This window comes from Kribbella sp. NPDC055110 (assembly GCF_053607525.1).
On the sequence record NZ_JBSGTS010000006.1, the window covers coordinates 87,870 to 113,956 of the forward strand.

Sequence of the window (26,087 nt, forward strand, 5' to 3'; positions counted from 1 at the left end):
TTTACGTGAACAGAGCCGCCGGTCAAGAGCTCAGGACGAGTTCCAGTTGGAGCCAGTTCGCGAGGTCGCGGAGCTCGCGGTGGACGGCGGTCGTGAGGGTTTTGGAGAAGGGTTCGTCTTCGTGGATCGCGTGCACGCGGAAGATGCCGGCCTTGCGGTCCGACATCGCGTCGAGTTTTCCGACCAGGCGGTCGTTGTGCAGGATCGGGAGTGCGAAGTACCCCCATTTTCGCTTCGCGACCGGTTTGTACATCTCCAGCTGGTAGTCGAAGTCGAAGATCTCCAGCAGCCGCTTCCGGTCGTACACCAAGCGGTCCAGCGGCGACACGAGCGCCGTACGTCCTTTGAACGGCCGGTCGAGCAGCTCCGGATCGATCCGCCACTGGCCGCGGACGCCGTCCACGACGGCCTGCTCCCCCGCCTCGCCGGCGTCGAGCGGCTCGCCCGGACAGGCCGGTCCCTTCGCCCGCAGCAGACCCATCGAGCGCAGCCGCTGCTCGTCCCGCATCCGGGCCGCCTTCGCGACCGGCACCGCCGGATCGTCCGGGTAGATCCGGGACGCGAGGTCCCACAGACGGTCCCGGCCGTCGCGGCCCGCGATCGCCACCTCGCCGCGCTGCATCATGAACTCGAGCAGCTGCGACACGTTCCGGTTGTTGGTCCAGCCGCTCGACCTCCACGGCTTCACGCAGGTGTCCGGCAGCTCGCGCATCACCAGCGGACCGTCCTGCCGCAACCGCTCGAGGATGTCGACGCGACAGCCCTCGTTGGCCCGCACCCAGTCCCGCCGGTACTCCTGCCAGTCGAGCGGCTCCCCATCGCTCGGCCACGCCGCCATCTCGGCCCGGAACAGCGCGAGCGTCTCCGGCAGGCGCACGAACCCGCGCAGCTCCAGGAGCTCCAGCGAGGCGAGCGCGTCGGCCAGCTCGGTCGGGTCGTACGACGAACCGAGCCGGCTCCACGCCACCAGGTCGGCATTCGGCGCGACGTACGCCGTCTGGTCGAGCTGCACCACGTTCAGCCCGCGGACGACCTCGAACAGGTCCGCCGGTCGCTCGCTGGTCAGCAACTGCGCCCGCACAGCCAGCCGCCTGGCATCCCGTTTCGACAGCTGAATAACGGTCACGATCTGAGGCTAGGGCATGGCGTGGACGTATCCTTGGAGTGAGTCTGGGGTTGTAGCCGAGCGGGTGGGGACCTGGCGCTCGGAGTTCAGGGGGTCGTGGTGACAGTACGTGGTCGGGCGCTTATGCCCTGTGCTGTGATGCTGGCGACGATGGTCGTCGCGGGCTGTTCTGTCGCCGAAGGGTCCAGCCCGCCGCCCACGGTGCCGCCGACGACGGTCGCACCGCGCACGCAGACGTCTCTCAAACCAGCAACCGACTGCGCCCGGTCGACCGTTCCGCTCGCGACGGAGGCCGAGACCGACGGCGTCCAACTGACCCTCAGCACCGACCCGAGCGGTACGTCGTTACTCCTGAAGAACACCGGCAGCCTGTCGGTCGTCGTCATCCCGGACTCGAACTTCACCAGCCGCCTGGTGGCCGCGCCGTACGCCAACCCGCAGGACCAGGCGTCGCGGGCCGCGCTGATCGCCGTCAACAACAGCGGCGCGAAGATCCTGGGCATCCCGCCGTACGTGCCGTTGGGTCAAGTGATCAATCTGCCGCCGAAGTGGGCGGTCTGCGCGCTCAGCGACGACGCCAAGGAGAGGGCTGGCGTCCGCTACCTCCAGGACCGCGTGTCCAGCGCGGAGTACTTCGTCGCGAAGGCACTCGCCGACCAACTGCTGCTCACCGTCAGCTCGGAGCACACCCGTCCGGTGCTTGTCCGGTGCGCGAAGAGCACCCTGACGGTGTTCAAGAAGCACCCGAGGTGGGTGGACATCGAGTTGTACGCCGAGATCCTGAGCCCCCGCGCCACCTGCCGGTCCGGCTACAAGGCGCTGCTGCTGGGCAACGCGCGCGCGACCGAGCAGCTCGAGGCCACCGTCATCGGGCGGCTCGGCGGCGCTCCCCACCTGCTCGCCAACAGCCAACTGTTCACCGTCACCGTGCAATGACCGGCTGAGCTCACCCAGGGTCGGCTCCGGGTCCGGTCAGGGAGAACTCCACTGCCGCGGGCCAGGTCGCGACGGCAGACTGGAGTCATACCGTTCGACCCTCGGAGGACATCAGCCATGATCGGCTTCATCATCGCCGGACTCGTCATCGGAGCGCTGGCCCGGCTCTTCACGCCCGGCAAGCAGAAGCTCGGCCTGCTCGCCACGCTGCTGCTCGGACTGGCGGGCTCGGTGATCGGCGGGACCATCGCGAGCATCCTCGGCACCGGCGGCATCTTCGAGCTGAACGTGCTCGGCTTCATCGTCGCGGTGATCTCGTCGGTGATGCTCGTCGGCACCGCCGAGTCGCTGGCCGCACGCAACAAGAAGTGACCCGCTAACCGTCCTCGTTGATCGCCATCGCCGGCCGCGGCTCTCGGCCCGGCGGCTGTGGCGGCCGGGGCAGCAACGGCCGGCGCTTCTCCAGTGTCCGGATCACCGGCTGCTTCGCAGTGACCGTGAGCTCCTCGCCGGCGTGCCGGATCGTCATCGACGCGTCCGGCCCGTCGTGCACCGTGTACTTCACCGACACCGGATCGATCTCCACCTTCAGCCGGACGCCGCGCCACCGAATCGCGAAGCTCAGCCCGGCCAGGCCGATCGGCAGCGCCGGATCGAACGACAGGCTGCCGTCCCGCTCGCGCAACCCGCCGAACCCGGCCACCAGCGCGCTCCACGCGCCACCGAGCGACGCCATGTGCAGCCCGTCGCCGGTGTTGTGGTGCAGGTTGCGCATGTCGATCAGCGCGGCCTCGTACGCGTAGTCGTAGGCCAGATCCAGATGCCCGACCTCGGCCGCCATCACGGCCTGCACGCACGCCGACAACGACGAGTCCCGCACTGTCAGCCGCTCGTAGTAGTCGAAGTTCCGGGCCTTCTCCTCGGCGGTGAAGGCATCACCACACCAGTACGTTGCCAGCATCAGGTCGGCCTGTTTCACGACCTGGGTGCGGTAGAGCTGGAAGTACGGCGCGTGCAACAGCAGCGGGTACCTGTCCCTGTAGCCCTCGAAGTCCCACACGGCGTACCCGGTGAAACCCTCGGACTGCGGGTGTACGCCGAGCGCCTCGTCGTACGGCACGTAGACGGCAGCGGCCGCGTCCCGCCACGCGGCCTCCTCGTCGCTGTCGACACCGAACTCCCGCGCCTTCGCCGGCAGCTTCGCCGCGACCTCGGCCGCGGATCGCAGGTTGCGCGCCGCCATCAGGTTCGTGAAAACGTTGTCGTCGGCAACGGCGCTGTACTCGTCCGGGCCGGTCACACCGGGCAGGTGCCATCGGCCTTCGCGGTCGTGGTGGCCCAGCGAGATCCACAGCCGGGCGGTCTCGATCAGCAGCTCCAGCCCGACCTCGTCCAGGAAGTCCTCGTCGCCGGTGGCCCGGTAGTACCGCATGACGGCCTCGGCGATGTCGGCGTTGATGTGGAACGCCGCCGTACCAGCAGGCCAGTAGCCGGAGCATTCCTGGCCGCGGATCGTCCGCCACGGGAAAGCGGCGCCTTTGAACCCCAGCTCCTCGGCCCGTTGCTTGGCCAGTTGCAGCGTCGAATGTCGCCAGCGCAGCGCGTCACCGGCCGCATCCGGCATGGTGTAGGTCAGCACCGGCAGCACAAAGCCCTCGGTGTCCCAGAACGTGTGCCCGTCGTACCCGGCTCCGGTCAGCCCCTTCGACGGGATCGCGCGCCGCTCGGCGCGCGCACCGGCCTGCAGGACGTGGAAGAGCGCGAACCGCACCGCCTGCTGCAGCTCCGGGTGCCCCTGCACCTCGACGTCGGCGCCGTCCCAGAAGTCGTCCAGGAACTCGACCTGCTGCTTGGTCAACCCGTCCCAGCCGGAGAAGCGGGCACTCGCAAGCGCGGCCGCGACCTGGTCCCGGATGGCAGTCTCCGACCGCAGGCTGGACCAGCCGTAGGTCAGGTACTTCACCACGCGCAGGCTCTCGCCCGGCTGCAGCTGGCAGATCACCGTGGTCCGCGCCCAGTCCTCGCGGACGTCCTGGTCCATTGCGTAGCGGGCCGTGGTGTCCACCTCGTGCGCCATCGCCGCGGCCATCAACTGCTGGCTCCGCGTGGTCCGGTGGATGAGGACGGTCCCATGCTCACCACCGTCGTGGCTGACCGGCTTCAACGGGTTGTCGAGTACGGCGGCCACGCGCGGATCATCCGACAGCTTCGGCTGCGCCTCGTTGGCGACCAGCTCGGACTGGATCACGAAGCGGGCCGGTTGGTCGACGGGCTCCACGACGTACTCGATCGCGGCCACCGCGCGCTGGGTGAGGGACACCAGGCGACGGCTGCGGACCTTGATCCGCTTGCCGCCGGGTGATGTCCAGTCCACGTCGCGTTCGAGGATGCCGGTCCGGAAGTCCAACGAGCGTTCGTGTTTGGACAGGTAGCCGTAGCGGACGTCGAACGGCGAGTCGTCGACGAGCAGCCGGATCAGCTTGCCGTTGGTGACGTCGACGAGGGTCTGCCCGGACTCCGGGTAGCCGTAGCCGGCCTCGGCGTACGGCAGTGGGCGCTGCTCGTAGAACGAGTTCAGGTAGGTGCCGGGAATCGCGTACGGCTCGCCCTCGTCGAGGTTGCCGCGCAGGCCGATGTGACCGTTCGACAGCGCGAACAGGGACTCCGCCTGGGCCAGCTTGTCGAGCGCGAGTCGTGTCTCGCGGAGCCGCCACGGCTCGATCGGGTGGTGGCCTCGGTCGATCATTGGTTCTCCACCTGTGTCGGCAACAGCTCGGCGAGGTCGCGGACCACCACGTCGGCGCCGTGCGACTTCAGTTCGGCCGCCTGGCCGACGCGGTCCACTCCGATCACCTGCCCGAAGTGGCCCGCACGGCCGGCGGACACGCCGGCGAGTGCGTCTTCGAAGACTGCCGCCGCGGACGGCTCCAGCCCGAAGCCCTTGGCCGCGGCCAGGAACGTGTCCGGCGCCGGCTTTCCCTTCAGACCCTCGGTCCGGATCGTTACGCCGTCGACGATCTGCTCGACGTACTGGGCGAGTCCGGTGACGTCCAGCACCTCGCGGGTGTTCGCGCTCGACGACACCACGGCCCGCCGGAGACCTGCCTTCTCGGCGGCCTGCAGGTACCGCCGGGAGCCCTCGAACACGTGCACGCCCTCGGTCCGGATCCGCCGCTGCACGGCCTCGTTCTTCCGGTTGCCGAGGCCGTTCACGGTCATCGCGGACGGTGGATCGTCGGCGGTCCCTTCCGGCAGCGTGATGCCGCGCGCGGTGAGGAAGTCCCGGACGCCGTTGGCCCGCGGCTTGCCGTCGACGTACGCGTCGTACTCCGCCCGCGCGTCGAACGCCTGGAAGGCGATCCCGTGCTGCGTCGCGTAGTCGCGCAGGAACTCGTCGAACATTTCTTTCCACGCGGCGGCGTGGACAGCAGCGGTGTCGGTGAGTACACCGTCCAGGTCGAACAAGCAGGCCTGGATCCCCGTAGGTAGTCCCAGCATGGATCCCACAGTAGCGGCCGCTAGGGGGTCAACCGGTCAGGGAGTGCGAAGGCGGGGAAGCGGGAGTAGCCGAAGGTCATGATCTCGACGATCTTTCCGTCGTCGACCCACAGCACGTCGAGTTTGAACGCCCGCCAGATCGAGTCCCCCGGCCGCCTGAGGTACGACGCTGCCGCGGGCAACCGGTTCGCCGATGTCGGCACGAGCCGCCACTCGCCGTCGCGGTTCGGTCCGAGCCCACGTTCGAAGAGCGGAAGGCATGCGGTGAGGCCGTCGAACGACAACCGGTCGGGCGGCATCGAGATCCGCAGGTCCTCGGCCGCGATCGCGATCGCCGCAGCCGCGTCACACCGCTGGTGCGCGTCGATGAACCGCGCCAGCACCTCTCGCTCCTCAGCTGTCGGCTGCGGCGCGCTCCAGTCGGTCCGACGTACCGGGAGGCGTTGCTGCATCGTCACCCGGGCCCGCTGGAGTGCACTGTTCGCCGCGGCCACACTGGTCTCCAGCAGCCCGGCAGTCTCCGCAGCCGACCAGCCGAGTACGTCGCGGGCGATCAGAGTTGCCCGCTGCCGGGCAGGCAACGACTGCAGCGCGATCAGGAACGTCAGCTCGATCGTCTCCCGGTCTACGGCGACCACGTCGGGCCGATCGTGCGGCGGCGCGATCTCGTCGAGCAAACGGTCCGGGTACGGCTGCAACCACACCAGGTCCCTCGCGGTCGGCCGCCGTACGACGTCGAGGCAGATGTTCGTCGCGATCTTGTAGAGCCACGCCCGGAAGTACGTGCGCCCGTCGTACGTGTCGCGAGCCCGCCACGCGCGCAGGAACGTGTCCTGCACCGCGTCCTCCGCCTCGTCGTACGACCCGAGCATCCGGTAGCAGTGCACATGCAACTCCCGCCGGTACTCCCCGGCCAGAGCGGCGAACGCGGCCTCATCACCCGCGAACGCCGCCTCCTCGAGACCGGTCACGGGGCCTCCCGGCCTGGACTGAGGAGCGCAGGGAGCGAAGCGACCGGAGCGACGAGGGAAGGCCGGGAGTTACAGCCCCATGACCCGCCGCGACGGAGTCGTGGCATGAGCACTGTCACGGCCGGTGTCCTACCTCCTGGACGGTCCAGCCGTTGCCGTCCGGGTCCTCGAAGCCGAGGAAGGTGCCGTAGTCGGAGCGCTCCGGGTGCAGGCCGTCCTGTTTGCCCTGGGCACCGAAGTGGAACGGTTCGCTGACCTCCACGCCACGCTCGACCAGCTCGGCCCGCGCCGCCTCGATGTCGGTCACCACCAGGTGCGTGCCCTGGTAGGTGCCCGGTGTCGCCGAGGTCACTCCGGTACCGATCGTGATCGAGCACGCCGACCCGGGCGGGGTGAGCTGGACGACCCGGAACGAGTCCCCGACCCGATGGTCGACGTCCTCGGCGAACCCGAGCTGGTCGGTGTAGAACTTCTTCGCCCGGTCCACGTCCGTCACCGGCACGATCACGAGCTCGAGCTTCCAGTCCATGTGCGGCCTCCCGCGGTCACCGTCGGTCCAGTCTGACCGACATCCATGACCGTGTAACGCCGTACCAACCGAAAACTCATCGGTCGATCGATGACTATTTCTGCGTCGTCTCCTTGGCAGTCTCGAAGATCCGCGCGAACCAGTCGAGCTGGGCCAGCTGCTGGTACGTCTGGCCGCCTTCGTGATTGTTGTAGTGGTAGACCTCGATGTCCTTCTGGTCGCTCCCGTAGTGGTTGAACGCGGCGAACACCGTCGACGGCGGGCAGGTCGCGTCCATCAGCGCGACCGAGAACAGCGCCGGCGCCGTGGCCAGCCGGCCGAGGTTCACGCCGTCGAAGTAGCTGAGCGTGTTCAGCGCCGCGTCGACGTCCTGCCGGAACCCCTTCAGGTAGCGCGTGATCTCGCCGTACGGGTCCTTGTCGGTGATCTGCAGCGCCCGCTGGAAGTGACACAGGAACGGTACGTCGGGAGCGCAGCCCAGCAACTCGATGCCCGCGATCGGCGCGAGACCGGCCGCGGCGATCGAGATGCCGCCGCCCTGGCTGGCGCCGCTGACAATCACCTTGTCCGGGTCCACGAACGGCGACGTCAGCGCCGCCTCGATAGCCCGCACAGCGTCGATGTACACGCGGCGGTAGTAGTACGTCTCCGGGTCGGTGATCCCGAGCGTCATGAAGCCGGGCGTGTGGTTCAGGCCGGCGTACGGCGTGTCGTCCGGCGTACCGTCGGGGCCGCCGGAGCTGTAGCCCTGACCGCGGGTGTCCATCACGAAGTGGGCGTAACCGGCCTGGGCCCAGAGTGTGGTCGCGTGCGGGAAGCCCCGGCCGCCGGAGTACCCGTGGTACTGCACCACGGTCGGTAGCGGGCCGCTCGCGCCGGCCGGAACGTGCAGCCAGCCCTTCACGGGCGAGCCGCCGAAGCCGGCGTACGTGACGTCGTAGGTGTCGATCACCGCGAGCTTGTTGTCGATCGGGGTGAACGTGGCGGACAGGTCGTCGGTACGCGCCTTCTCGATCGAGCGGCGCCAGAAGTCGACCAAGTCGGCGGGCGCGGCCACCTCGGGCCGGTACTCGCGGAGCTTGTCGAGGGAAAGGTCGAACATGGCCATGACCGACAAACCTACGCCCACGCGCGCCCCGCCGATAACGCTGTCCAAAACCGGCCGCAGCTGATCAGGGTGACGTGATTCCGCCCCCAATCCGGTTTGGGGAGTCCTACCTACCCGAATCGGGCAGTGGCCCTCCCCGGTCGAACGCCAAGAGACGCCCCAAACCGGTTTGGGGCGGCTCGTCGGAGCGGCCGCACAACCTGCTATCGATGCGTGATCGCGGCACGGGTCAGCCAGTGGGCCTGGCTCAGCGAGGGTGGGCGAGGCCGAAGCCGGGATCTTCGGAGAGTGCGACGTGGCCGTCGTCGAGGGTGTAGTAGCCGGGGCCGGGGACGCCTTCGATGATGGGGGTGTTGCCGAGGCCGGCTGCCAGGTGGGCGGCGTACAGGGTCTTGAGGGGTTGGCCCCAGGCGTGGGGTGAGGCTTCGGCGTTCAGGAGGGGCATGGTGCGGCGCCAGGCGGTGAGGCCGTGGCCGGTGACATCCATCAGGGCAACGTCGACGAGTCCTTCGCGGGCGAGCTCCAGGACGTGGTCCTCGTTCGGGTTGTATTCGCCGTCGGCCACCTTCGGCTGGGTCGGGAGCGTGCGCAGGTGTTCGTGCAGGGCCTCGAGGTCCGGGCGGCGTTCGGCGAACGGTTCCTCGATCCAGTAGAGATCGCAGTCCGCGACGCCGTCCAGGTACTCGAAAAGACCGTTGACGGTGAAGCCGTCGTTGCCGTCGACAAGGATCCCGGCGTCCGGGTACAGCTCCCGGGCCAGCCGGGTCACCTCCATATCGCGCTGCAGTCCGGCGCGGGTGTCCATCCACCGGTGGCCGCGGCCGATCTTCAGTTTGAAGTCGCGGAACCCGAACGCGTGGTCCTGCGCGAGATTCGCCCGGATCGCGTCCGTCCCGCCGTCGAGGTCGTCGAAGTAGATGCCGCCGCTGTAGCAGCGCACCCGCGGCGACCCGGCGCCGCCGAGCATCGCGTACACCGGCACGTCGAGGATCCGCGCCGCCAGATCGTGCAGCGGGTAGTCGAGGAACTCCGCCGCTGGGTCGATCACACCTCGCTCCGGATCGATCAGCTCGGCCAGCGAACGCCCCAGCAGCAGTGCGGGATCCGCGTCGTACAACGGAAGCCCCCAGCCGGTCGCGCCGCGGTCGGTCTCCACGACGTACGCCGTGGTGCTGCCGCCGTTCCCGTGGCTCCCGAGGAACGCGTTGCGGCCGATCGTCCGCAGGTACTCGTAGCGGATCTCGGTGGTCGTGACGGAGCTGATGACGTGCCTGCCGAGGGTCATCGGTCAACGATAGACAGCAATCAGCTTCCGGAACGCGGACGGATTGGTGAGCACGTCGGTGTTGTCCACGAACTGGTCGATCGACCCGATCAGCCCGTAGCTCTTCAGCTGTGGGTCAGACACGGTCGCGAGACACGCCTCGGCGAAGCGGTCTGCCTGGAGCACCTGTGCGGGCCGGACGAAGTACGGGCGCGGCGCCGAGTCGAGCTCGTCGGTGATCCCGAGCGCGTTGTGGCGACGGGCGACCAGCTCGTACGCCGTGACGAGCGCCTGCTCGCGATCGGCGTACGACTCGGCTGCCAGCGCACCGGCCAGCGCCACGTCGAGCCCATCCGGGTGACCGAGGCGAGCGAACGCCGTACCGAGCCACTTGCTGTACGGCGCATAGGTCCGTGCCTGCAGCAACGTCAGCCGCATGAGGTCCCGCACCAATCGAGCAGCCACGACCCGTGACCCGAGCTCGTCACCCACCTCATGCGTGCGCTGGACGAACGCCTCCTCCTGGGCGATCCGGGACCACTGGCAGGCGAGTGTCCACCGCCAGATCTGGTCCGGGTACCAGGTCAGGGCTTCACGCACGCGTGCCAGCCGACCGTCGTCGGCGTACACCCGGCCCGCGACCACGCCAAGGAACTGTTGCTGCGGCGTGACCAGCCAGTCGTCGATCCCGACCCCCTGCGCCGCGTCGAACCCGAGCTGCCCCCGCAACCAGTCCCCCACGGTCGCGACCGTCACGTGGTGCCTCGGCTCGTAGCTGTCCCAGCCGAAGCGGACCGGGTATCCGGCGTACTCGTCCGGCAGCCCGTCATCAACGGCCTTGCGCACCCGCTCGACCTCGTCCGCGTCGACCAGTACGACGAGCCGCGGCCCCCACCCGTGGTCCGTCGAGCGCGCGGTGTCGTACCCGAGCACGTCCGAGCCCCATCCGAGCAGCCCGGCCGCGTAGGCGACCTCCCCGACCAGAGGTGCGATCACCTCGGCGTGAAAGCCGTCCGCGACCTCGGCCGCCTGCCGGAATTCGGTCACTGCGCTACCTGCCGATCGTTAGAGTTGCCGGGTGAAACATGTGGTGTGGGACTGGAACGGGACGCTGCTCAATGACAATCACGCCGTACTGGCTGCCGTCAACGAGGTTTGCGCGGAGTTCGGGCGCGCGCAGCTGAGCTGGGGCGAGTGGCAGGCGGCGTACGCGCGGCCAATGCGGCTCTCGTACGAGCAGATCCTGCAGCGCACGCTCGACGAGGAGGAGTGGGAGCAGGTCGACAAGCTCTACCACGACCGGTACGACGCGCTCCTGGCCACCTGTGCGCTCGCTGACGGCGCGCACGACGTACTGCGGGCCTGTGCGGACGGCGGACGGACTCAGTCGTTGCTGTCGATGTGGTTCCACTCGCGGCTCACGCCCACGGTCGAGCACTATGGCCTCACGCAGTACTTCACCCGGGTCGACGGGCTGCCCGGCGAGGTAGGCGGCGGGTCGAAGGCCGACAGCCTGATCCGCCACCTGCAGGCGCAGCAGCTGGACCCGGCCGACGTCGTACTGATCGGAGACGTCGTCGACGATGCCGAGGCGGCTCATGCGGCCGGCGCCCGCTGCGTCCTCGTCACCACCGGCGCCATGACCCTGGAAGCCCTGCAAACCACGGGCGCACCAGTCACCACGTCGATCACCCAGGCCGTCCAGCTGCTCGACGGGTAGATTGATTGCCCGCAGCAACAGTTGAGATTTGGATCGTACGGCCCGCAATCAGTTCGCACGGTGTCCAGTGCTTGCCGGTGAACCGGAACTTCCCGTATAAGGCGTACATGACGGCGATCCGGCTCGAGGCGGTGTCCAAGGTGTTCGAGGGCGAACACCTGGCCGTGGACGAGTTGTCGCTGGAGATCGGCGACGGCGAGTTCATGGTGCTGCTCGGGCCGTCCGGGTGCGGGAAGACGACGCTGCTGCGGATGATCGCCGGCCTCGAACGGGTGACCGCCGGCGAGGTCTGGTTCGGGCGGACCAACGGCACCCGGCTCGCACCGCGCGAACGCGGCGTGGCGATGGTCTTCCAGACCGGCGCCCTGTACCCGAACCGCACGGTGCAGGAGAACCTCATGTTCCCGCTGCAGATCGCCGGGCAGGACAACGTCCAGGCCGGGTCCACCGCGGCGGGGCTCGCGCAGATCCTGAGCATCGAGTCGGTGCTCGACCGGATGCCGCGGACGTTGTCAGGCGGTCAGCGCCAGCGGGTCGCGATCGGCCGGGCGCTGGTACGGCGTCCGCAGGTGTTCCTGCTCGACGAACCGCTGTCGAACCTCGACGCCACGATGCGCACCGAGCTCCGCCAGGAGATCGGCGCGATGACCAGGGATCTGAACGTCACCACGCTCTACGTCACGCACGACCAGGTCGAGGCGCTGACGCTGGCCGACCGGATCGCGGTGATGCGCGACGGCCGGATCGAGGACGTCGGTACGCCGACGCAGGTGTACAACGATCCCGCTACCGCGTTCGTGGCCGGCTTCCTCGGTACGCCGCGGATCAACCTGCTGGCCGCGACCGTACGCGTCACCGCGCACCACCGGGTCGCTCTCGACCTCGGCAGCCAGTCGATCGCGCTCGACCCCACCGACCGCCGGTCGCTGATCCTGCGGCACCACGACCGCGCCGAGGTGATCGTCGGCGCCCGCTCGAGCGCATTCAGCCTGATCACCACCGAGGACGCGCCCAACCAGCTGAGCGGAACGATCCGCGCGTTCGAGTTCCACGGCCAGCAGTCGATCGCGTTCGTCCAGTGCGGGATCGAGGTCGTCGACCCGGACAAGATCGGCCGGGTCGCACCGACGCACGCGTACCCCGCGACCGAGCCGACGCCGTCGTTCCTGAGCAGGGTCCGCGCCCGCCTCCGGCTGGGCGAGCCGGCCGCGCCTCCACCTGAGATCCACGGCGCCACCCACCGCCGCGCCGACCTGGTCGTAGAACTCCCGGTCGACACCGAGTTAGCCCGCGGAACGCGCGTTCACCTCGCCCTCGACACCTCCAAAATCCACCTGTTCGACCGCACCGGCCGCCGAGTCGACCGCGTCACCCGCTGACCCGCAGCCCCGCAGTCCCCGCAGTCCCCGCAGCCGGACGGCCGAGGGCCCGTGTTGCGGTGGGTGTGAACAGGTTATTTCCTGTTCACAGCCACCGGGCGGGGTGCAAAGGCCCGATTTGCGGCGTGCTCGACGGATGTGCGGCGTGTAGCACCGCGTGGGGCATCTACTGCGTCACGCGCTGACAACCGTGCCGTTCGAGATCACCAGGTGTGGGGTTTCCAGCGTGCCAGGGTTCTCGAGTGGGCTCTCGTTCACCAGGATCAGGTCGGCCGCGTAGCCGCGGGCGAGTCGGCCCACGGTCTGCTCGAGGCCGAGGAGTCGGGCTGCGCCGGTTGTCGCCGCGCGGATCGCGTTCAGTGCGCTCAGGCCGGCCTCGTGCAGGAGGCGGACCTCGCCGCCGATCGGGGCCACGTTCAGGCCGAACGAGTCCGTGCCCGCGACTACGTGAACCCCCAGCTCGAAAGCCCGGCGTACGGCGGCCTGCAGGACCGGGAAGAACTGCTCGCCGCGCTCCTTGAGGATCGGGTTCGGGGAGTCCTTCAGGCCGTTGATCGCGGACATCGTCGGCGTGAAGTACGTGCCCTGCCGGGCCATCCGTTCCATGGTCCGCTCGCCGACGAAGACGCCGTGCTCGAGCGTCTTGATCCCGGCCCGGACCGCGTCGTCGATCGCCTGCTCGCTGTAGCTGTGACACATAACCCCGACGCCGCGCTTGCGGGCGGTGGTGACGATCGCCCGGACCTGGTCGTAGTCGTACACCTGCACCAGCGGGTCCTGCTCGGGTACGCCGGCGCGCTCGTTGACCCGGGTCTTGATCCAGTCGACACCGCGATCGAGGTTCACCGACGTCAGGTACCGCAGCTCGTCGGCGGTCCGCACACCACCGGCCAAGGGCGCCAGCGCCGGGTCGCCGAGGATCGTGTTGCCGAGGTTCGGGGTGACGAACGTACCGGTCGCCTTCATCCGCGGTACGGCGCCTGGCGACCAGGGACCTAGTGCGCGCAGACCGATGTCCTGGTAGAAGTCCGACGTACCGCTCCGCACCGTGGTCGCGCCACGGACCAACGCAGCGTGCGCGTCGGCGACCGCGTTCTCGTGCACATGGACGTCGACGAGACCGGGCAGCACCCAGCGTCCTTCGGCGTCGATCACGCGACCGTTGACCGCGGCAACCGCTTCGCGCGTCTGCGAACGGTTGCCTGCAGCCACTACCTTCCCGCGATCCAGTACGACGACAGCGTCCTCGACGACCCGCCCGGTCAGTGGGTCGAGGAGAGTTCCGTTCTCGACCACCACAGCTCCCGAAACCGGTGGGCTCCCCAACGACCTCGGTGCGCCTGCTGCCTCGGCGGGCAGCTCGAGAGCGGCCAGGCCGACGCCGACCAGCGCCATCGCGCCGCCGATCACACCCCGCCGGCTGATCGAGCTGGGCAGTGGTTCGACTTCGTCATGATCACGACACATCGGGAGTCTCCTTGATGATCCGGCCGGCCTGCATGATCAGGCGCAGCCGTCGTTCCGGTTCGGTCAGTACGGCGATGTCCTCGAGCGGATTGCCGTCGACGACGAGCAGGTCGGCCCACGCACCTTCGCGGACCTCACCGACCTCGCCGACGAGCCCGGCGATCTCTGCGCCGACGAGGGTCGCGGATCGCAGAATGTCGGCGGGTTTCTGTACTTCGGCGCGCAACGTGAACTCGTCGAGTTGATGCGCGTGCAACGCCCCGTGCAGATCGGTGCCGTACCCGATCGCCACCCCGGCCCGATCGGCGAGTTCCAACGCCTGCAGTCCCTGCTCGAGAATGTTGTCGAGCTTTCCCCTGCCCTCATCGGTCAGGTGCTCGGCCCCGCTCCGTCGCAGGGCATCGAACGTCGCCAGCGTCGGCACGAGGAACGCGTCGCGCTCGAGGAACAGGTCGACGCTCTCCTGATCGATCAGGTTGCCGTGCTCGATGGTACGAACGCCGTACCGCAGCGCACGATTCACCGACGCGGCCGAGTACGCGTGCCCCGCGACGTACCCGTGCCCGAAACCAGCCTCCTCGACGGTAGCGCGGATCTCCTCCTCGGAGTACGCCAACGCGTCAAGGGCCATCGAGGACACGACTCCCCCGCTCAGCGTGAGCTTGACGTGGTGCGCGCCCTGGGCCATCTGTTCCCGGATCGCGCGCCGCAACTCGACGGGTCCGTCGCAGATCCGGGTGAGGACATGGCCACCGGTCGGTGCGAGGATCGGGCCGCCGTACAGCAGCCGCGGTCCTTCGATCAGTCCCTCGCGGAGCGCTCTGGCCAGTCCCGCTTCGGCGCCGCCCAGGTCCCGCACGGTCGTGAAGCCGCGCAGCAGCATGTCGTTCAGCGTGTGCGCGGAGCGGATGGTCGCGTACGACGCCGGCCACGACTTCAGCTCCGCGAAACTCTCGCTGCCCTGGGTCACGTGGACGTGCGAGTCGATCAGCCCGGGCATCAAGGTCCGCCCGTGCAGGTCAATCACCCGGCCGGATCGCCGTACGTCGGGGCCGATCGCGGCGATCCGCCCGTCGCGGACAGCGACCTCCTGATCCTCGACCAGTCCACCGCCGCGGACATCGAGAACCGTTGCGTTGACGAAGACGGTGTCCATGTCAGCTCGCCGTCGCCTGCTGCGGGACCACGGAAGAGTGCGCGACCGACGACTCCGGGTCGAGGTCCTCGAGCCGTCGCCCGCGGGTCGACAGGCCCAGCGTCAGGATCGCCAGCGCCCCGAACAGCAGCGCGGCCGCGATCATCGAGAACACTCCGAGGAATCCGATCGAGGTGAACAGGACGCCGATCAGGATCGGAGCGCTGATCCCGCCGAGCCGACCGACCGCGGACGCGGTGCCCATCCCGGTGGCGCGGATCGCGGTCGGGTACACCTCGGGCGTGTACGCGTACAGACCGGCGTACGTGCCGTTCATGAAGAACGAGAGCAGGACGCCGCAGAGGAGCAGTTGGCCGTTGGTGTCGGCGTTGGCCATCAGGAACGCCGAGACCGAACCGGCCGTCAGGTAGAACGCGATCGTCCACTTCCGGTCGAGCTTCTCGTTCAGGTACGCGCCGGAGTAGTAGCCCGGGATCTGCGCCAGCGTGATCACCAACGCGTACGTGAGGCTCTTCGAGATGGTCAGATGGCGTTCGACGAGCAGCGACGGGATCCAGGTGAAGAAGCCGAAGAACGCGAACGTGATCGAGATCCACAGCAGCCACAACACCGCCGTACGACGAGCCAGGCCGTCACGCCACATCAGCACCAATCCCTCACCGGGCCGGGGGCTGCGCGGTACGGACACTGTCGTCGGATGGGACGGAGCAGGGACCGGAGGGACCTCCTTGCCGGACGCGCGGACGGCATCCTCCAGCGCGTCGACCACCTCGGCGGCCTCGGCGTTGCGGCCCCGCTGGATCAGCCAGCGCGGCGATTCCGGCAGGCTGCGCCGCCACCACAACAGCATCAGCACGGGCAGCGCAGTCAGCACCTGCGCGATCCGCCAGCCGTTGTCGTACGACGGAACGAACAGGCGACCGAGCAGCGCGGAGGCGACGTACCCGGCGGAGAAGAACCCGGCCACCGCGCCGACCATCAGCCCGCGGGACCGCGCCGGGATGAACTCGGCGATGAACGCGGGGATGATCGCCGCCTCCGCGCCGACCCCGATCCCGGCGACGATGCGGGCGCCGAAGAAGAGCTCCCAGGACGGCGCGAACGCGGCGATCAGCGTCGCGCCGCAGTAGAGCGCAAGCGCGTACATCATCACCTTGCGGCGGCCGATCGCATCGCCGGTGATCCCCGCGCTCAGCGCGCCGATCAGGATGCCGATCAGCAGCGAGCTGCCGACCAGGCCGATCTGCCACGGAGCGAGGTGCCACAGGGGTTTGACGGCCGGCAGCAGGTACGAGACCAGCGAGCCGTCCATCCCGTCGAAGGCGATCCCGAGACCACCCATCAGGAGCAGTTTGAAGTGCGGGCGGGACAGCGGGAGTCGTTCGAGACGATCCAGCAGCGTCCGGCCGGCAGCTGAGATTTCGACGGTCATCGGAGGCCTCCAGGCGGGAGTGGATGACTCAGGACAGTAGATGCACGAAATCGTGCATGCAAGGCCTGGTGCAATATTTCGTGCATCCGGCACAATGGGGTGATGACTGACGAGGTCCACCCTGAGGCTCATACCGTCGCCGAGTGGCTCGACGGCCGGATCGGCGGCACCCGCCTCGGACCGAAGGCCGAACGGGTGCGGCACGTGGTCGCCACCCAACCCAGCTTCTCGTCGTACGCGACGGCCGCCGAAGTGGCCGAGCGCGCCGAGGTGAACGGCGCGACCGTCGTCCGGTTCGCGCAGTCCCTCGGGTTCGCCGGCTGGCCCCAGTTCCAGTCGGAGTTCCGCTCGGTGTACGTCGTACGCCGGTACGACGTCGACGCCGGCGCACCCACGACCGGGCACGCCGGCGTACTGGCAACCGCCTTCGCGCGGGACGCGGAGAACCTGCAGTCCTGTCTGCACTCGTTCGACTTCACGGAAGGCGCCGCGGTCGTCGAGGCGATCCACGCGGCGCCCCGGACGCTCGTCGTGGCGACCGGCACGCACGCGCTGCCCGCACAGGGCCTGACGATGATGGCGGCCAGCCGCGGATACGACATCACCCTCGAGGACCGCGGCGGCGCCCATCTCGCGAACGCCCTGGCCCGACTGACGAGCGACGACTGCGTGGTCGCGTTCAGCTTCTGGCAGCACTACAAGCAGACAGTCGCCGCCCTACGCTTCGCCCACCAGGTCGGAGCCACTACCTGCGCAATCACTGACACGAGGCACTCCCCCGCGGCCGATCACGCCGACCACGTCCTACTGGTCCCGGCCGAAGGCATCTCCAACTTCCGCTCGATGACCGCAGCCACCAGCCTCGCGTACGGACTCGCCGCAGCGCTGATCGCCATCGAACCCCAACGCAGCCGCACCGCAATCGCCCACGTAGACACCCTCTGGCAGGACATGGACTTCTTCGTCCAGGACTGAGAGCCCGCGTTGCGGTGGCTGTGAACAAGTTATTGCCTGTTCACACCCACCGGATGGGGTGCACTACCTCCAGAGATGTCAGCGGCCCGCACCGACCTCAATACGGCGGCGAGGAGTTCCTCGGGGGTTTCGAGTTGTGGGAGGTGGCCGGTGCGGGGAAGGACGGTGTAGGTCGCCTGCGGGATCGCGGCCGCGTAGGCCTTGCCGTACTGCGGGTCTGCGATTCGGTCGCTTTCGCCCCAGATGACGTGCACCGGGATGTCGATGTCGCCTAGTCGGTCGATCAGGGTGGGGTCGGACATGGTGGGGCCGGTGTAGGAGATCAGGGCCTGTACGTCGGGGCTCGGGCCGCCCGCACTCGGGGGCGCCGGGAGTTTACTCGGGTCGTGGAACGAGAACGACCGGATCTCGGCCGGCGACAGTCCGCTGACGTCGGTCAGCGGGTGGCCATCCACCTCGATACCGACGCCGTCGACGATCACCACACGACTCACGCGCGGGCTCTTCTGCAGTGCGATCTCCGCAGCGAGCCAGCCACCGAACGAGTTGCCGATCACGGTCACGTCTGTGAGGTCCTGCTCGTCGAGCATCTCGACGTACGACGCGGCGAGGTCGGCGACGCTCTTCAGCCCGTCCTTCCTGGGCGTGCCGCCGAAGCCGGGGTGGGTCGGCAGCAGGACCTGGGACTGCGTGCGCTCAGCGAGCAGGTCTGCGAAACCGGACATCGTGCGCACGCCGCCTCCGCCGTGCAGCAGCAGGATCGGACTGTTCATGATCACTCTCCATCAGCTCGACTATATAAGGAACCTTAGATCAGTTTCCTGATCTAAGCAACCTGATGTAACCTGAGGTCCATGAAGCACCAGCCCGCGGACGTCGCCCTGGCCGTCAAGCGCCTGCAGTACCGTCACCACCGCGCCCTCAGCCGCGCGCTCGCACCCCTGGGCCTCTCGCTCGTGCAGTGGGACACGCTGCGGCACCTGCACCGCCAGCCGGATGCCTCGTTGCATGACCTGGCGATGCTGACGTTCCAGACCGACCAGTCCTTCGGCTCGCTCGCGACGCGCATGGCCGAGCGCGGCCTGATCGAGCGGATCCCCGGACCAGGCCGCGCTGTGAAACACCGCCTCACCGCCAAAGGCGAGCAACTCCGAGCCGAGGGCCAGGAGGCCGTGAACGACGTCGTCAAGTCGTCGTTCCACCCTCTGTCGGCCGCCCAGCTCCAGCAACTGGGCGACCTCCTGGATGTTGCACTCGGCCCCGACCCGACCGCCTAGAAGCCGGAGTTCCCCGGGCCTCGAATGAGGGTGAATCCCTGCGTGTTGTTCAGACCGCCGGACGCGGCCCCGGAAACGGTGACGTAGTTGAAGGTGCCGCTCCCGGCGACCTGCAGATCGATGCCGTACGTGCCGGTGTTCTGCACCTTCACGTGATCGAACGTGATGTTGGAGACGTTCTTCTGCCAGCTCATCAGGATGCCCTGGTACGTGCTGTCGATGACGTCCACGTCCTTGATCAGCACCGGTGCGGTGATCTCGCGCGCTTCGGCGTACACCCAGAGGCCGCCTTGGCTGCTGTTCCAGTCGGTGTTGAAGCCGCCGGCTCTCGTGATCGTGTTGCGTTGCACGACCGTGGTTCCGCTGAAGGGCTGCGCCGAGTGCCAGGTGCTGATCGTGACGCCGGACGCGGTGTAGACGGTGTCCGACAGCAGGTTGTCCTCGATGCGGTTGCTGTCGCCGCCGTAGATCGCCGCCGTGTTCGCGAGCGCGGGCAGCGTCGCGGTGTTGAAGGTGAACGCGCAGTTGGCCACCGAACTGTTGAACGACCACATCGCCATCGCGTCGTCGCCGGTGTTGCGGAACACGCTCTGGTCGACGCGGCTGTTCCGTACCGGGCTCCCGTCGCCGCTGAACGTGTTGAGGTTCAGTCCGTCGGCGAACAAGTCGCGGATCCGTACGCCGACGACGTACAGGCCGTCGGTGCCGCTGTTGGCCCAGATCCCGGTCTTCGCGTGCTCGATCCAGACGTTGTGGATCAGCGATCCGGTCCCGAAGTTGCCCTCGATCGCCGAGTCGGTGGTGACCACGCCGTCGGGATCGCGGTACCGGACGTCGCCCGCGAACGTGAAGTCGGCGAGCTGGACGTTGCCGCCGACGGCGAAGAACCCGCCGCGACCGGCGTTGCCGCGGACCGTCGAGTACCACATGCCCGCACCGCGGATCGTCACGTTGTCGACGTTCACCCGTGCGGTCAGGTCGAACGTGCCGGCCGGGATCCACAACGTCTTGCCCGCGGACTTCGCGGCACTGATCGCGGAGTTGAACGCCGCTGTGTCATCACCAGATCCGGACACAGCGCCGTACGACGTGACGTCGATCGAGTTCGCCGGCATCGAGTACGCCGGCGCGACGACCTCGGTGTCGATCAGGTCGACGGTGATCGCGGTTGCCGTGTCGTTCTGCAGCCGCAGGGTGGTGCCCGCCGGGTAGCTCGGCAGCGTGGCGCGAACCTCGTCGTAGAAGTGGTGCCCGCCGCCGAGTAACGGATCGTTCGGGAACGGGTAGTTGCCGTAGACCCAGCTGTACGTCGAACTCAGCGTCACGTCCTTGACCTTGGAGCCGCCGACGTACACACCGAGCGGCGCGGTGATGCCCGTGCCCGCGGCGTTGTCGGGGATCGAGTAGCGGACGACGAGCGAGTTCGTCGGTTTGGTGAGGGTGAAGTCGACGTACTTGCCGGCGTTGTCGAGTCGTACGGCGCGGCGGCCGGAGGACTCGGACGGGACGGTTCGGTAGGTACGGTCGGGTCCGAGTACGACGCCGTTCGTGCTGGCGTTCTCGGCCTCGTACTCCGTGTACGGGACGGTCGCACCGCGGTCCGCGAGGGCGGTCGAGCCGTCGACGGTGAGCTCGTCGAGCGCCACGTTTCCGCTGTCGCCCGCGTCGTACTGGTAGCCGATGAGGTTGAGCCCCGCGCGTAGAGGCGCTGTCTGTTCTGTTGTCGTCCAGTCACTGTTCGCGGGGAGCGGGACCTGACCGGACTTGATTCCGTTCACGTAGAGGCTCAGGGTCTTCGTGCTGCCGGAGTCGTTGCGGTAGCGAAGGGACAGGCTGCTGTTTCCAGCGGTCGCGACGTTGACGGTCCGGATCACGCGGCTGCCGACGGCCGTGAATCCGGTGACGTATCCGCCGCCGGCGAAGCCCGCGATCGACGTACCGACCGATGCGCCGCCGGACACGAAGCCACGCTCCAGCGCTCCAGCGGGCGCCTCCCCCACTGCCTGGCCAACCACCAGATTGTCCAGGTTCACGTTGCCCGAGTCGCTGGTGTCGAACTTGTAGGCGATCGTGTTGCTTCCAGCAACCAACGGGACGTCTTCACTCGCGGTCGCCCAGGTGTCCCAGTTCGAGGTGGCAGGCAGATTGATCTGCCGGAGCTTGCTGCCGCCGACGTACAGCGAGAGCGTCATCGTGACGCCGGTGCCGTTGGCGTAGCGCAGAGACGCGGTGCCGGTGCCGGCGGTTGCGGAGGTCACGGTGAAGGTCGTTGCCGCGTTCCCCTTGTTGCCGTCGGTATATCCGCCGACGTACGCCGTTCCGGAGTAACCCGGGTGTTCGGTCTCGGCGACGGCGCCGCCGGACAACGCGGCGGCCTCGGCTTCGTAGCTGGTTGCCGCGGAGGCGTGGGCATTTGTGAGTACGGCGAGGAGTACGGCGAGGATCGCGGTGAGCGCGAGCCTGGATCTGGACATGGGGCGGGTCCCTTCGATCGAGTCAGCCTTTGACGGCGCCGTTCAGGGCGCCGGTCTTGAGGAAGAAACGCTGGAACACTCCGAACAGCAGCACGGGAATGACCGTGGAGATCGCGAGCGCGGCGAGGAACACGTCGAGCTCGACGAACTTCTGCAACGCGGGCAGCCGCACCGAGAGCGGCTGCAGCTTCGGGTCCGGGAGGACGAGCATCGGCCAGAGGAAGTCCTTCCACGCGCCGATGACCGCGAACACCGAGACCACGCCGAGGATCGGCCGCGACATCGGGAGCACCACCGACCAGAACAGCCGGAACGGCCCGGCGCCGTCGACCCGCGCCGCCTCGAACACCTCCCGCGGCAGGTTGTCGAAGAACCGCTGCACCAGCAGGATGTTGAACGCGTTCGCGCCGGCCGGCAACCAGACCGCCCAGAACGAGTTGATCAACGATGCCTTCAGCAACGGCGGATCGACGATCGTCAGGTACAGCGGGACGAGCAGCACTACGGACGGCACGAACAACGTCGCGAGTACGACGGCGGTGATCGCCTTCCCGTACCGCGGCCGCAGTACGGACAACGCATATCCGGCGGTCGTTGCCACCAGCAATTGCATGAACCACGATCCGGCCGCGAGTACGACGGTATTCAGGAAGTACTTGTCCACCTCCACACGCGTCCACGCAGTCGCCAGGTTCGACCAGTCCACTCCGTGCGGCCACAGCGCCAGCGGCGACCGCAGCGTGTCCTGGGTCGGCGTGATCGCCGCCTTCGCCAGCCACACCATCGGCCCGAGCCCCACCAGGAACAGCAGACCGAGCAGTACGCCGTGCAACCCGAGCGTCGTCCACCGGACCCGCGGGCGGCGCCAGTCCGCGGGCGACAGGATGCCCCGGCTCACGACTTGCTCCAACCGCGCGTCAGCCGGAAGTACAGCGCCGAGAACAGCCCGAGGACGACGGCCAGCATGATGCTCAACGCGGTCGCCATCCCGTACTCGCCGCCCAGACTGTTCGCGAAGGCGTAGCTGTAGACGAGGAGCAGCAACGTCGTCGTCGAGTTCGCCGGCCCTCCCCCGGTGAACAGGAACGGCTCGAGGAACACCTGCGCGGTCCCGACGATCTGCAGGATGAACGTGATCAGCAGCACCCCGCGCAGCTGCGGCATCGTCACGTGCCACACTTTCCGCCAGATCGACGCGCGGTCGATCTCGGCCGCCTCGTAGAGATCGGTCGAGACACCGGTGAGCGCGGCGAGATAGATGATCACGGTCCCGCCGGCCGCGGCCCACGTTGCCTCGAGCACCAACGACGGCATCACGGTGGTCGAGTCCTGCAACCACGAGACCGGGCCGATCCCGACGTACCCCAGGATCGTGTTGAAGACCCCGGTCGGTCCGGCGTCGTAGAAGAACTTCCAGAGCAGTACGGCGACCACCGGCGGGATCACGACGGGCAGGTAGGCCAGTGCGCTGTAGAGGCCTTTGAGGCGGCGTACTTCGCTCATCAGGACGGCGGCGAGGAGCGGGACCGGATACCCGAAGAGGAGTGCCAGGAAAGCGAAGTACAGCGTGTTCCTGACCGCGGTCCAGAGCAGTGGATCGGCGAGGACGTCCCGGAAATTCTGCAGTCCGACGAACGTGGACGGCGTGACCAGGTTGGTTTCCTGGAAGCTCATCACGACGGCGCGGCCGATCGGGATCCAGGAGAACACGCCGAACACCAGCAGGAGCGGGATGAGGAATACGAGGGTGCTCAAGCCCCCACCACGGATCCGCACGCTCAGTTCCGGTCCAGGAGTGCCTGGGCCTCGGCGTCGGCCTTCTTCAACAGGTCCGCGATATCCGCGTCCTTCTTGGTCAGTACCGCCTGCACGACCGGATCGAGGAGCTTGTAGACCTCCTGCGTCGACCGCGCCGGCTCGGTCACCAACGGCTGCTCGAACATCTTGTCCGTGTACGGCTTCAGCTGCTGCTGCGGCACGTTCACGTACGACGCGACCCACTGCAGCGACTCGTCGTACGTCGCCCGATCGAACACCGGCAACTGCGGCGCACCGACCGGCTGCTTCGAGGCGGCCGTCGTCTTCGCGTCGAGTACGGCGGCGTCCTTGTCGGTCAACTTCTTCAGGTAGAAGAAGTCGATCCATTTGACTGCCGCGGCCTTCACCGCCTCGTTCGACTTCGCGCTGACCGTGGCCAGCGTGCCGCCACCGAGGACGCCGGCCTCAGCCGTCTGCATCAGCGGCAGGACGGTGACGCCGTAGTCGGCGGGCTTCAGTGCGTTCTGCGTGACCAGCGATCCGTAGTTGCCGCCGCCGGACACGTACATGCCGATCTGCCCGGAGGCGAAGGCCTGGTTGATCCCGTTCCAGTCGTAGAGGAAGTTCGACCCCATGCTGTTGTCGGTCCACCGCATGTCCTTCAGGAGCTGCAGTACGGCGGTCAGCTCCGGCGTATCCAACTCGGCTGTCGCTTTGTCGCCATCGACCTTCTCGGTCCGTCCACCGAACGCGTAGTCGAGGGTGGTGAGGATCCAGCCGCCGGTGTTGTCCGTCGTGAGCTCGGCGTACCCGGCCTTACCGGTCCTCTGCGCGATCTGCTTCGCGTCCGCGCGGACCTCGTCCCACGTCGTCGGCGGCTTGTCCGGATCGAGGCCGGCCTGCTTGAACAGCGTCCGGTTGTAGTGCAGCGCCTGGCCGTACGCCGCGATCGGCACCGCCCACATCTTCCCGTCCTCCGCCTGCCCCGCCTTCGCGACGTTCGCGTTGAACCGGCCCGCGTACGGCAGCCCGCCGACCAGGCCGCTGATGTCGGCGATCTGCTTACGCTCGATCAGCCCTCGTCCGTCGGTGAACGGCACCGTGAACACGTCCGGCAGCGTGCCGCCGGCGAGTTGCGCGGTGAACGTGGTGGCCGTCCAGTTGTACTCCTGCGGCACGATGTCGATCCCCGGGTTCGCCTTCTCGAACTGGGCGACCCGCTCGTCGAACGCGGCGAGCGCGCCCTTGTCCAGACCGGGATCCCGAGCCACCTTGACCGTCACCGGGCCGGTCGAGGCGTCCCCCTTCCCGGCGTCTGTGCTCGAGCACGCGGTCAGACCGACAGCGGCCACCAGCGCCGCGGCGATGAAGGATTTCATGGCCGTTCTCCTCAGTTGTCCGTGAGCCGGTTGTCTACGAGCCGGAGCCAGACGGCGGTGTCGGTCGTCAGCAGGTCGTCGTTCAGGTCATCGCTGCTCAAGAGCAGCTCTCGGTACGGCGGGAGCCGCACCGGATCAGGTCCGAAGTTCACGAGGCAGAGCACGTCTGCGCGCTGGAACGCGAGTACGTCATCGGTATCGAGGTCGTGCCACGCGAAGGCATCATCGAGCTCGCGGCGCACTGCGAGCATCGAGCGGTAGAGGGCGAGCATCGACGCCGGATCGTGCTCCTGGGCGTCGACGGCGTACCGTCCCCAGTCGTCCGGCTGTGGCAACCACGGGCCGAACCCGCGCGCGCTGAACCCGAAGGTCGAGCCAGTCGTTGTCCACGGCAACGGAACCCGGCAGCCGTCGCGCCCGGGGTCGAGACCTCCGGAGCGATGGAAGATCGGGTCCTGCAGCGCGGCGAGCGGAAGGTTCTCGACCTCGGGCAGCCCCAGCTCGTCGCCCTGATAGATGTACAGCGACCCAGGCAACGCCCCGGTCAGCAGCGCGGCTGCTCGCGCACGCCGGCGGCCGAGCTCGGGATCGGTGGGTACGCCGAATCGCTTGGTGGCGAACGAGAACGACGAGTCCTCGCGGCCGTACCGCGTGATCGGCCGGGTCACGTCGTGGTTCGACAGCACCCACGTCGCCGGCGCGTCCACGGGCGCATGGGCCGCAAGCGTCGTACGGATCGACTCCCGGAACTCCCGCGCGTCCCACGCCCGGCCCATCAGGTCGAAGTTGAACGCGGTGTGCAGCTCGTCCGACCGCAGGTACCGCGCGAAACGTTCGGTGTCCGCGAGCCAGATCTCGCCGACGAGCATCCGCGGCGGATCGTAGGAGTCGGCAACGGTTCGCCAGCCCCGGTAGATGTCGTGCAGCTCGTCGCGATCGACGTACGGATGCTGGTCGGCGTTGTCGAGCTCGGGCAGCGACGGATCCTTGACCGGCATGGTCGCGCTGTCGATGCGGATCCCGGCGACACCACGGTCGAACCAGAACCGCAGGATCTCCTCGTGCTCCCGGCGTACGTCGGGATGGTTCCAGTTCAGGTCCGGCTGCTCGGGGGTGAACAGGTGCAGGTACCACTCCCCCGGCGTACCGTCCGGGTTCTTGGTCCGCGTCCACGTCTCGCCGCCGAAGCTGGATACCCAGTCCGTCGGTCGCTCGTCGCCTGGGCGGAACCAGAACCGTTCGCGCTGGGGTGAGCCCGGCCCGGCGGCCAGCGCGGCCTTGAACCAGGCGTGCTCGCTGGACACATGGTTGGGGACGACGTCGATGATCGTGCGGAGGCCCAGGGCGGCGGCCTCCGCGATCAGCGCCTCGGCCTCCGCGAGCGTCCCGAACGCCGGATCGATCACGCGGTAGTCGGCCACGTCGTACCCGCCGTCGGCCAGCGGCGACAGGTACCAGGGCGTGAACCAGAGCGCGTCGACGCCGAGCCGTCGCAGGTACGGCAGCCGCGAGCGGACACCGGCCAGATCGCCGGTGCCGTCACCGTCGCCGTCCGCGAAGCTGCGCGGATAGATCTGGTAGATCACCGCGTCCCGCCACCACTGCCCCATCCGGAACCCCTTCGTTTATGATAGGTTT

The 26,087-nt window shown here is 68.2% G+C and carries 23 protein-coding genes; 6 read left to right on the forward strand and 17 right to left on the reverse strand.

Annotation, left to right across the window (positions count from 1 at the left end):
- Positions 1–22: 22 nt before the first annotated feature.
- On the reverse strand, positions 23–1,126 hold the full coding sequence (locus ACWF0M_RS11865; RefSeq protein ID WP_452235614.1) for a DNA glycosylase AlkZ-like family protein: 1,104 nt from the start codon (positions 1,124–1,126) through the stop codon (positions 23–25).
- Positions 1,127–1,261: 135 nt separating this feature from the next.
- Between ACWF0M_RS11865 and ACWF0M_RS11870 the strand changes: the two genes are divergently transcribed.
- Both ACWF0M_RS11870 and ACWF0M_RS11875 read left to right on the forward strand, forming a co-directional pair.
- Complete coding sequence (locus tag ACWF0M_RS11870; RefSeq protein ID WP_452235615.1) at positions 1,262–2,062, forward strand: hypothetical protein; 801 nt, start codon at positions 1,262–1,264, stop codon at positions 2,060–2,062.
- A gap of 117 nt (positions 2,063–2,179) precedes the next feature.
- Complete coding sequence (locus ACWF0M_RS11875) at positions 2,180–2,434, forward strand: GlsB/YeaQ/YmgE family stress response membrane protein (protein ID WP_452235616.1); 255 nt, start codon at positions 2,180–2,182, stop codon at positions 2,432–2,434.
- A 4-nt stretch (positions 2,435–2,438) separates the two neighbouring features.
- Here ACWF0M_RS11875 and ACWF0M_RS11880 read toward each other — a convergent pair whose 3' ends face one another.
- From ACWF0M_RS11880 to ACWF0M_RS11910, 7 genes are all read right to left on the reverse strand, one after another.
- A complete protein-coding gene (locus tag ACWF0M_RS11880) occupies positions 2,439–4,808 on the reverse strand; it encodes a glycoside hydrolase family 65 protein (RefSeq protein ID WP_452235617.1) in 2,370 nt (789 codons plus the stop codon).
- Positions 4,805–5,560, reverse strand: coding sequence for a beta-phosphoglucomutase family hydrolase (locus ACWF0M_RS11885; protein ID WP_452235618.1), 756 nt, complete (start codon positions 5,558–5,560; stop codon positions 4,805–4,807). Before ACWF0M_RS11885 ends, ACWF0M_RS11880 begins: the two co-directional genes overlap by 4 nt.
- Positions 5,561–5,580: 20 nt before the next feature.
- Positions 5,581–6,531 carry a sigma-70 family RNA polymerase sigma factor gene (locus ACWF0M_RS11890; RefSeq protein ID WP_452235619.1) on the reverse strand — a complete coding sequence of 317 codons (951 nt, stop codon included), beginning with the start codon at positions 6,529–6,531 and terminating at the stop codon, positions 5,581–5,583.
- Between the two features lie 115 nt (positions 6,532–6,646).
- A complete protein-coding gene (locus ACWF0M_RS11895) occupies positions 6,647–7,060 on the reverse strand; it encodes a glyoxalase superfamily protein (RefSeq protein WP_452235620.1) in 414 nt (137 codons plus the stop codon).
- 94 nt (positions 7,061–7,154) lie between these two features.
- Positions 7,155–8,168, reverse strand: coding sequence for an acetylxylan esterase (locus tag ACWF0M_RS11900; RefSeq protein ID WP_452235621.1), 1,014 nt, complete (start codon positions 8,166–8,168; stop codon positions 7,155–7,157).
- A 247-nt stretch (positions 8,169–8,415) separates the two neighbouring features.
- Complete coding sequence (locus ACWF0M_RS11905) at positions 8,416–9,453, reverse strand: enolase C-terminal domain-like protein (protein WP_452235622.1); 1,038 nt, start codon at positions 9,451–9,453, stop codon at positions 8,416–8,418.
- Between the two features lie 3 nt (positions 9,454–9,456).
- A complete protein-coding gene (locus ACWF0M_RS11910) occupies positions 9,457–10,479 on the reverse strand; it encodes a DUF4037 domain-containing protein (protein WP_452235623.1) in 1,023 nt (340 codons plus the stop codon).
- A 31-nt stretch (positions 10,480–10,510) separates the two neighbouring features.
- On the opposite strand from ACWF0M_RS11910, the gene ACWF0M_RS11915 reads away from it, so the two are divergent.
- Complete coding sequence (locus ACWF0M_RS11915) at positions 10,511–11,152, forward strand: HAD family hydrolase (protein WP_452235624.1); 642 nt, start codon at positions 10,511–10,513, stop codon at positions 11,150–11,152.
- A gap of 77 nt (positions 11,153–11,229) precedes the next feature.
- A complete protein-coding gene (locus ACWF0M_RS11920) occupies positions 11,230–12,531 on the forward strand; it encodes an ABC transporter ATP-binding protein (protein WP_452235625.1) in 1,302 nt (433 codons plus the stop codon).
- Between the two features lie 174 nt (positions 12,532–12,705).
- Here ACWF0M_RS11920 and ACWF0M_RS11925 read toward each other — a convergent pair whose 3' ends face one another.
- The 3 genes from ACWF0M_RS11925 to ACWF0M_RS11935 are packed head-to-tail and all read right to left on the reverse strand — an operon-like array spanning position 12,706 to position 16,586.
- Entirely contained in the window at positions 12,706–13,998 is a 1,293-nt protein-coding gene (locus ACWF0M_RS11925; protein ID WP_452235626.1) for an amidohydrolase family protein, read from the reverse strand.
- Positions 13,988–15,154 (reverse strand): amidohydrolase family protein, encoded by a 1,167-nt coding sequence (locus tag ACWF0M_RS11930; RefSeq protein ID WP_452235627.1) that lies wholly within the window; start codon positions 15,152–15,154, stop codon positions 13,988–13,990. The genes ACWF0M_RS11925 and ACWF0M_RS11930 overlap by 11 nt, the downstream gene beginning before the upstream one ends.
- A 1-nt stretch (position 15,155) precedes the next feature.
- Complete coding sequence (locus ACWF0M_RS11935; protein WP_452235628.1) at positions 15,156–16,586, reverse strand: MFS transporter; 1,431 nt, start codon at positions 16,584–16,586, stop codon at positions 15,156–15,158.
- 102 nt (positions 16,587–16,688) lie between these two features.
- Between ACWF0M_RS11935 and ACWF0M_RS11940 the strand changes: the two genes are divergently transcribed.
- The gene (locus tag ACWF0M_RS11940; RefSeq protein WP_452235629.1) at positions 16,689–17,561 is read left to right on the forward strand and encodes a MurR/RpiR family transcriptional regulator; all 873 of its coding nucleotides are present in this window, start codon (positions 16,689–16,691) and stop codon (positions 17,559–17,561) included.
- Positions 17,562–17,590: 29 nt separating this feature from the next.
- On the opposite strand, the gene ACWF0M_RS11945 is transcribed toward ACWF0M_RS11940, so the two are convergent.
- Positions 17,591–18,334, reverse strand: coding sequence for an alpha/beta fold hydrolase (locus tag ACWF0M_RS11945; protein ID WP_452235630.1), 744 nt, complete (start codon positions 18,332–18,334; stop codon positions 17,591–17,593).
- Positions 18,335–18,415: 81 nt separating this feature from the next.
- Here ACWF0M_RS11945 and ACWF0M_RS11950 point away from each other — a divergent pair, with 81 nt between their 5' ends.
- Positions 18,416–18,838 (forward strand): MarR family winged helix-turn-helix transcriptional regulator, encoded by a 423-nt coding sequence (locus ACWF0M_RS11950; RefSeq protein ID WP_452235631.1) that lies wholly within the window; start codon positions 18,416–18,418, stop codon positions 18,836–18,838.
- On the opposite strand, the gene ACWF0M_RS11955 is transcribed toward ACWF0M_RS11950, so the two are convergent.
- Genes ACWF0M_RS11955 through ACWF0M_RS11975 form a run of 5 tightly spaced genes read right to left on the reverse strand, consistent with a single transcriptional unit; the run spans position 18,835 to position 26,059 of the window.
- Positions 18,835–21,312 (reverse strand): CBM35 domain-containing protein, encoded by a 2,478-nt coding sequence (locus ACWF0M_RS11955; protein ID WP_452235632.1) that lies wholly within the window; start codon positions 21,310–21,312, stop codon positions 18,835–18,837. The two genes, ACWF0M_RS11950 and ACWF0M_RS11955, sit on opposite strands and share 4 nt — an antisense overlap.
- 22 nt (positions 21,313–21,334) lie before the next feature.
- Positions 21,335–22,210, reverse strand: a complete 876-nt coding sequence (locus ACWF0M_RS11960; protein WP_452235633.1) for a carbohydrate ABC transporter permease — start codon at positions 22,208–22,210, stop codon at positions 21,335–21,337.
- Positions 22,207–23,067: a carbohydrate ABC transporter permease gene (locus ACWF0M_RS11965; RefSeq protein WP_452235634.1), complete on the reverse strand. Its 861-nt coding sequence runs from the start codon at positions 23,065–23,067 to the stop codon at positions 22,207–22,209. The genes ACWF0M_RS11960 and ACWF0M_RS11965 overlap by 4 nt, the downstream gene beginning before the upstream one ends.
- Before the next feature lie 23 nt (positions 23,068–23,090).
- Positions 23,091–24,449, reverse strand: a complete 1,359-nt coding sequence (locus tag ACWF0M_RS11970; protein WP_452235635.1) for an ABC transporter substrate-binding protein — start codon at positions 24,447–24,449, stop codon at positions 23,091–23,093.
- Between the two features lie 11 nt (positions 24,450–24,460).
- A complete protein-coding gene (locus ACWF0M_RS11975; protein ID WP_452235636.1) occupies positions 24,461–26,059 on the reverse strand; it encodes a glycoside hydrolase family 13 protein in 1,599 nt (532 codons plus the stop codon).
- Positions 26,060–26,087: the final 28 nt, after the last annotated feature.